This window comes from Limimaricola litoreus (assembly GCF_024159025.1).
GTDB lineage: Bacteria > Pseudomonadota > Alphaproteobacteria > Rhodobacterales > Rhodobacteraceae > Limimaricola > Limimaricola litoreus.
Genome location: NZ_JAMYXC010000327.1, coordinates 1 through 7,480, shown reverse-complemented (window position 1 = coordinate 7,480; position 7,480 = coordinate 1). Strand labels below are relative to the sequence as shown.

Here is a 7,480-nt window from a genome sequence, read left to right as displayed (position 1 = left end):
CTGCCCACCTTCCTGCGGGAATATGAGAAGCTCGGCCGCCAGTGCGCCATCGAGGGGCTGGACCATGTCCAGTTCCTGGCCCGCCTGGTCGAGCTGGAGCTGATCGACCGCGAGCGCAGGATGGTCGAGCGCCGCATCAAGGCCGCGAAGTTCCCCGCCACCAAGAGCCTCGACAGTTTCGACTTCAAGGCGATCCCCAATCTGAACAAGATGCAGGTGCTGGACCTCGCCCGGAGCGCATGGATCGACCGGCGCGAGAATGTCATTGCCCTGGGGCCCAGTGGAACCGGAAAGACCCATGTCGCCCTCGGGCTGGGGCTGGCCGCCTGCCAGAAGGGGCTGTCGGTGAGCTTCATCACGGCCGCCGCGCTGGTCAACGAGCTGATGGAGGCCCGCGACGAGCGCCGCCTGCTTCGCCTCCAAAAGCAGCTGGCCACCGTCAAGCTGCTCATCATCGACGAGCTGGGCTTCGTGCCCTTGTCGAAGACCGGCGCCGAACTCCTGTTCGAGGTGATCTCGCAGCGCTATGAGCGCGGCTCGACGATAATCACCAGCAACTTGCCATTCGATGAGTGGACCGAAACCTTCGGCACCGAACGCCTGACCGGCGCGCTGCTCGACAGGCTGACCCACCACGTCAATATCCTCGAGATGAATGGCGACAGCTATCGGCTCGGCCAAAGCCGGGCGCGAAAGGCCGTAGTCCCAACCTGATCCTCATCGGATGAATTGGCCCTGCGGGCCAATGCGCCATGCCACGCCTCAGCTATGGGGCAAGCGCGCGCGGCATGGCGCTTGCCGCCCCGCCACTGGCCTGGTTTTGCGCCGCGTGGCCGGTTTTTAGTCCGTCGTTGACATCGTGCTTTTGCAGAAGCTCGATCAGGGGCATGTTGGTGTCGGTCATCGAGATCTCCCTCGGTCCGTGGTTGAAGTCCGCAAACTCCACCATAACCGACGTCCTCGATGGCCACCCCGGTTACACCTTTAGCGCGGCGTGAAAGTCCACCACGTGACAGGACACTACCCAATGCCGACCTCCGAGAGGATCTCGAGCTTCTCGTCATCGCTCCATCGACGGCGCCGCTCAACGCCCAGAACTTCGCCCATCATGGCCCCTTCAGATAAGACACGTCGTTAACGACGCCGTTATGCACGTGTCTTAGATCAGAGGGCCCCAGTCAGGCAGGCGGCCTCAATCGGCGGTTACAGTTTTTCTATGTTGCGACGCTGATTGTCAGGTGCAAGGGTGCGGGCGACAGGCATGATCGCCAAACGGCAGAAGAAGGACGGTAGATGAGAATTCGATCCGTATCGGTCCTAATGGCCGGTTTCGTACTCGGTGCATGTTCGGCAGTAGTGAATGACAGTTCTGATAGTCGACAGGACCAAGAGCTATCTGAAGCCGTAGCGGCCTTGGCGGCACCCGACCAAAACCTCGCATCGGCGCGGCTGCGGTCGAGTGACGGCTGCTACTGGTATCGCCATTCCGGCCCCGTCGAAACGACAGAATTGCCGCTTCGGACAGTCGATGGCCAGCACATTTGTGTGCAAACTACCACTTAGATGCTGACAAGGAAGCTGACGGCCATCTTCTGAAGACTACTGCAGGGTCGGGGCCGGAAATACCAATGCCATATTCCGCCCGTCCCTCAACTTTGGGCAGTAACGCTTTCTTTGGCGGAATAGAGGAAGGCCGTCGAATTGATCTCGACTTCTGGATAAAGCTGGTTGATGTGCGCCATCACCATGCGCACACAGCCCGAACTAGCCCGTGAACCAATGGACCGCGGTGAGGGTGTACCGTGGATCCGTAGGTAAGTGTCTCGATCCCCCACATAAAGGTAGAGGGCGCGTGACCCCAAAGCATTGTTCGGTCCTGGTTCCATCCCTTCCGAGTACTGCGCATAGGTTTCGGGATCACGTTCAATCATGGACTGTGTCGGCGTCCAGTGAGGCCACTTGACCTTGCGCTTGATTGTATAAGTACCAGGCTCGTATAGGCCACCCCGTCCAATGGCTACGCCGTACCTCATGGCTGTTCCATCCTGTTCGATATGATAAAGATACCGCGCCACGGCATCGACATGAATGTCACCTGGCGTAAGGTCGGCATTGGCAACGACCCGCTGCGGCAGAAAACGCGAATGCAAGCCCCACGGATTGGAAGTCGCCGGATCGAAGTTTGGTGGTGTCACCTGTGCATCCCAAGCGGCCTTCTCGGCCTCTGTTGGCCATGTGTTTGCGAGAAGGGGGCTCGCTATAGGAGCAGAGAACAACATGGCCGTCGTCGAAATGAAGTGGCGTCTCGTAAGCATACTTTCTCCTGATCCAGGAAGGAGCCTAATGCCGAAGAAAAGCCGGCAGGTTACTACCCTCACATAGGACCTCTACCAACTTTAGCTTCAAGGTATTGCTGGGAAAATTCTTGATGAATTCGACGAGCATGTGGCTGCTCACGGTATGGAGGGGCGAGCCGTCCCGGGTTTGTCGGAGGCTCCAGCTGACCTGATGCTGTGGACGGCCTCTGCACCACCGCAGCGTGCGATAATTTTGCCGATGAGCCAAATAAAAGGAGCGCTTTCCTTACCCTTAACCGGAGCTACAACTCAGAGAGTGTTCTGAGCTGCCCGGATATAAATCATTGGATCTACAGCCTCGCCTTTCACCCGGATCTCATAGTGGAGATGGGGGCCGGTGGAGCGTCCAGAGCTTCCCATATCGCCAATTTGCTCTCCACGTGAGACTTTTTGTCCGACCTTGACGCGGATCTTATTCAGATGGGGATAACGTGTTTCGATTCCGAACTCGTGCTGAACCTTAATGATGCGGCCATAGCCACTCTGCCAACCGGCATATGTCACCACGCCGTCTGCAGTTGAGTAGATCGGTGTGCCGACAGGCCCAGCCATATCAAGGCCCTTGTGCATTCGACCCCAGCGCGGGCCAAAACCTGAAGTGTAGCGGAATGAAGCTTGCACAGGCATAGCGAAGGGAATGCGCTCGACAGCGAGCCGGTAGTGGTTGATGCGGTCGAGCTGGTCTAGAATTCGGTTCGCTCGCAGTGTTTCGTCTGCAAGATCTGCCGCTCCCATTGTTGACATCTGGATCTGCGTCAAGGACGCGCTTTTCTGGGAATGGTCCTGATGCACGTCGCGCATCAGCTGTTCGGGTTCGAGGTCTGCCGCGCGAAACATGTCATCGAGCGGCTCGACAGGCACCGTCAACGCATCCTCAAGCTGTCCGAGGATTTCGTTGTTCCGCTCTTTCATGAGACGCAGTTCTAGATCGAACTTTTCGGTAACCACGCTAGCGTCTATGGCCTCCGTTGCTATCTGGTCGCGTTCGGCAGCCGTTTCGGCGAGTGCATTCGCCAAGAGGTCAATGGCACCGATCGACGCATCGGAAGCCTGCACCACATCGCCGGCTTCGCTAGCCTGCAATGTGGCCAGCCGCTCCTCAGCTTCCTTTCGGTCGGACATGGTTTTCCGCAAGGTTGCTTGCAGAGCTCTAAGCCCTGTGTCGAGTTCGCGGTGGCGTTCCGTAGAAGTCAGAAGTTCGCTCTGTAGTGCCGAGATCTGCTCAAGGGCGGCGACGAAGCGTTCTTGGGCCGCTCCGGCTTCTTTTCGACGTAGGTCACGCTCATCGGACAATGCATTGAGACGGCCCTCATAGATATTCAAGTCACGTGCAGCTTGGTCTCGGTAGCTCCCGGCTCCGATCGAGTCGATGAGTAAGATCGCCGTCACGAGAATTGCCCAAGCAACGAACATCCCTCCTGCAGTCCAAGCCAGCAGTTGAGCCCTGACCCCCAGACGAACAAAGCGGGTATGGTTCTCTGACTTGATAAAGAGCCGCCGCTCCGGCACGCGACGTTCAAAAGCCGCATATACACGCTTCATCGGTTGCGACGTCAATGGCTCGCCCCAGCTTGCTGCGACCATGGATGGCCGTATCTCCGCGAGACTGCGTATCGGCGCCGCCAAGAAATCGCAACGAATTTGACAGCTGCCTTTGGCAGACCACTGCTGGTTTAGCCCCCATCGGCGTTATCTTGCCAGAAACCGTCCGTATGATCTCTTTGCGGGAAAGGGCTCATCCGATCTCGCGCCCTACAATATGCCATGCGAGTCAGACTGATCGGACTCGGCGGGACCCGGGTCGAGACTACAGACGAGGATCTCGGGCGCTTGGCGGCCTGATCCGGCCGCCTCGCTTTGATCTGAACACCACTGCGTTTGCCCAAAATGGGGATCGAGCACCATCTCTTTCTGGAGTGTTGTTGCCGCCAGCCCATCATTCCCACGGCGGAAGTCCACGAGCCGCATGGGGATCACGATCGGCAGGCGCTGATCCGGCAGGATTTCGACCGAGCCTCGCGCAGCGCCGCGGCAATCTCGGCGATCCGCACCGTCGGCGTGGAAGGCATAGCCGGATCACCACGCCCCATGGGTCTCGATCTCGATCCACTTAAAGGGCGCCACCAGCCTGTCACCGGAATGAAGGCCGAAAAATTCAGATCCCGGCGGTCCAAGGTTGGGTCCCAGAGCACAAACCCGCAAACTCTCGTAATGACCGAGGGACCGGCGGGGAGCAGCTCATCTTGCATATGGTCTCTCCCCCATTCTTGAGGCTCGGCACCAGCCAATCTGGCGCAACCCTCGAACGGAGAATGCCGTGGGAGAGGCCACTGACCCAGTCAGCTCACTGCCCGATCATGGGGTCTAAAGCCTTTTAGCGGCGTCGCTTTGCCCGATTCTTAGGCGTATATGTCGATGGGCGTCCCGATCCGCACCATGGCGTAGATTTCTTCGATTTGACGGTCCGACACCGCGATGCAGCCTGCCGTCCAGTCGCGCTTGTTCATGGGATCGATCCCGCGCCTTGGGCCGCCGTGAACAAAGATATCCCCTCCGGGAGGTCGACCCTGCGCCTCCGCGAAAGCAATGTCTGCCTCATTCGGATAGGAAATGCCGATGGAGAGGTGAAAGAGGCTGTTGGGGTTGCGCCGGTCAATTGTGTAGGAACCTTCAGGAGTGCGGCCGTCTCCCTCGAATTGCTTGTGGCCTTCGGGCGCGAAGCCGAGACCGATGGGGTAACTTCGCACTATACCATCAGCACCGTCCAGGATCAGAAAGCGTTGCGCCTTGTACATCCGCAGCCGGATGACTTCGGCTCCATTGTCAGATCTGAACGTGCTGGCACAACCCGACAGAACGGCGGCCAATCCGCCCGATAGAAAGGCTCGCCGCAGAATTCTGGTATTCATCACTACTCGACGCCTCATTTGCGAGGTCTGGTTCGGTTGGAACGCTACTCTACCAAAAACGCCGGATCAATGACCATGCGCCAGTGCTCCTTTCGCCATCTGGTCGCCCACTGGTTCACCACCCGATGGGCTTTCCTTGATCCGGTGGCCATTCAGAAGCCGCAGCGCATTGGCCACCACTAGCAGGGATACGCCCACATCGGCGGCGATCGCACCCCACATCGAGGCCATGCCAAATGCTGTCAATCCGACAAACAGGGCCTTGGCTGCCAGTGAGATGCCAATGTTCTGATGAATGATCGTCATGGTCCGACGCGAATGACCTATAAGCCATGGCACGCGATCGATATCGTCGGTCATCAGCGCGATGTCAGCCGTCTCGATGGCCGCATCCGATCCGACGGCACCCATCGCGATGGCATAATGTGCCCTTGCCATGGCCGGCGCATCGTTCACGCCATCGCCGATCATCGCCACCATGTCATGGTCTGCGACCAGTTCCTCGATAATCCTCACCTTGTCCTCTGGCAGCAGTTCGGCACGCACCTTGTCGATGCCGACCTCGGCAGCTACCGCGCGGGCGGTGCGTTCATTGTCCCCGGTCAGCATGACGATTGTCTTCACGCCCCTCGCGTGCAGTTCCGCCACGATGCGCTTGGCATCAGGTCTGATGCGATCGCGCAATTCCAGAATGCCGGTCACGCCTGTTTCGTCCCCTATAGCAACGAGCGTGCTACCAGCCCCTTCGATCCGATCACGGAGATCTGCCGGAATGCAATTGCTGAATCCTTTCTCGCCGGCGAACCGGTCCGAGCCAAGCCAGATGGAGTGCCCGTCGGCGCGCCCTTCCAATCCTCGCCCCGGCACCGTTCGTGTCTCGTCCGCTGCCGACACGTCGATACCCTCGGATTCGGCGCGCGCAAGGATGGCACGGGCCAACGGGTGCGACGAACGCGCCTCCAGTGCCGCCGCTCGCTTCATCAGGTCATGCGCCGAGGCATCGCCCAAGGGGTAGACTGCTGCCACTTCGGGCTCGCCCATGGTGATCGTTCCGGTCTTGTCCATCGCGAGCGCCGTGGTGCGGCCCGGCGCTTCGACATAGGCGCCGCCCTTGATGAGCACCCCCGCTCGTGCCGCAGCGGTAAGCGCCGCCACGATGGAAACCGGCGTAGAAATGACCAGCGCGCAGGGACAGGCGATGACCAGAAGCACCAGCGCATTGTAGAACCAGTAGTCCCAGCCCCCCCCCAGGAGGATCGGTGGCAACAGCGCAATGGCGATCGCCAGCATCATGATAATGGGGGTGTAGATGCGTGCAAACTTTGCAACCCACTGTTCGACCGGCGCGCGGCGCGCGTGGGCATCGCCGACCATGCGGATGATTTTTGCCAGCACAGTGTCCGAGGCGGCCTTCGTCGCGCGAATGATTAGCGTACCCTCACCGTTGATCGTGCCGGCATAAACCTCGTCGCCGCGCTCCTTGGGCACCAATGCGCTTTCCCCGGTGATCGGCGCCTGATCGACGGCCCCTGCCCCGTCCACGACTTCACCATCGAGGGGAATACGGTCGCCGCCGCGCACGATGAAGCGGTCGTTCACGGCGACCTCTGCCGCTGGAACATCCGTCTCGATGCCGTCCGGTCGGATCACCCGCGCCGAGGGCGGTGCTAGATCCAGCAGGGCCGACACCGCGTTGCGCGCGCGTCCGACGCTCCAGCTTTCGAGATAAAGAGAGAGAGAGAAGAAAAACGCGACCGTAGCAGCCTCAAAGAACTCACCGAGCCCGATGGCGCCGACCACGGCAACTACCATCAGCACGTTCATGTCAGGAGAAAACCGTCGCGCAGAAGACCAAGCCTTGGGCGCAACCAGCCAGACCCCAAAGAGGATCGCAACAGCAAACAGCCCCGCTTCCACCAATGGCATCGTCATTTCACCATGCCCTGCGAACAGCCCAAGCGCGCCACCCATTCCGGATTCAACGATGTGATAGAGAAAACCCGCCGCCCAACAGCTGCCACTCAGTGCGGTGAAGCGCTTCTGACGTACCAGATGCGCCGCCTGGTCCTTCGCTGCGTTGTCTGCATCCCACGGCTTGGCGCTCATCCCCGTGCTTGTGACGAGCTGCGCAACTTCGTCGTCCGAAATTCTGTCAGCGGTGTCGAGGATCGTCATTCGTCCGTTTATGACATCGAACGCCAGATGCTCAGTCCC

The 7,480-nt window shown here is 59.5% G+C and carries 6 protein-coding genes; 1 reads left to right on the top strand and 5 read right to left on the bottom strand.

Translation table 11 applies throughout. From position 1 onward, the window contains the following. Positions 1–714: IS21-like element helper ATPase IstB (gene istB / locus NHG85_RS19585; RefSeq protein WP_253335420.1), on the top strand; the 714-nt coding region annotated here is incomplete at its 5' end. A gap of 52 nt (positions 715–766) precedes the next feature. Here the strand turns inward: istB and NHG85_RS19580 are convergent. From NHG85_RS19580 to NHG85_RS19560, 5 genes are all read right to left on the bottom strand, one after another. After that, the gene (locus tag NHG85_RS19580) at positions 767–904 is read right to left on the bottom strand and encodes a hypothetical protein (RefSeq protein WP_253335419.1); all 138 of its coding nucleotides are present in this window, start codon (positions 902–904) and stop codon (positions 767–769) included. A gap of 745 nt (positions 905–1,649) precedes the next feature. After that, the gene (locus tag NHG85_RS19575; protein ID WP_253335418.1) at positions 1,650–2,315 is read right to left on the bottom strand and encodes a L,D-transpeptidase; all 666 of its coding nucleotides are present in this window, start codon (positions 2,313–2,315) and stop codon (positions 1,650–1,652) included. 291 nt (positions 2,316–2,606) lie between these two features. Continuing rightward, complete coding sequence (locus NHG85_RS19570) at positions 2,607–3,941, bottom strand: DUF5930 domain-containing protein (RefSeq protein ID WP_253335417.1); 1,335 nt, start codon at positions 3,939–3,941, stop codon at positions 2,607–2,609. Between the two features lie 815 nt (positions 3,942–4,756). Then, positions 4,757–5,266 carry a L,D-transpeptidase family protein gene (locus tag NHG85_RS19565; protein WP_253335416.1) on the bottom strand — a complete coding sequence of 170 codons (510 nt, stop codon included), beginning with the start codon at positions 5,264–5,266 and terminating at the stop codon, positions 4,757–4,759. A 66-nt stretch (positions 5,267–5,332) separates the two neighbouring features. Beyond that, positions 5,333–7,480 (bottom strand): heavy metal translocating P-type ATPase (locus tag NHG85_RS19560; protein ID WP_253335415.1); only part of this gene is annotated, 2,148 nt, incomplete at its 5' end.

Bases quoted from the DNA above. Each gene is read 5' to 3' on its own strand.
- NHG85_RS19565 (WP_253335416.1), bottom strand. From the start codon at position 5,266: ATGAATACCAGAATTCTGCGGCGAGCCTTTCTATCGGGCGGATTGGCC.
- NHG85_RS19575 (WP_253335418.1), bottom strand. From the start codon at position 2,315: ATGCTTACGAGACGCCACTTCATTTCGACGACGGCCATGTTGTTCTCT.
- NHG85_RS19570 (WP_253335417.1), bottom strand. From the start codon at position 3,941: ATGGTCGCAGCAAGCTGGGGCGAGCCATTGACGTCGCAACCGATGAAG.
- NHG85_RS19580 (WP_253335419.1), bottom strand. From the start codon at position 904: ATGACCGACACCAACATGCCCCTGATCGAGCTTCTGCAAAAGCACGAT.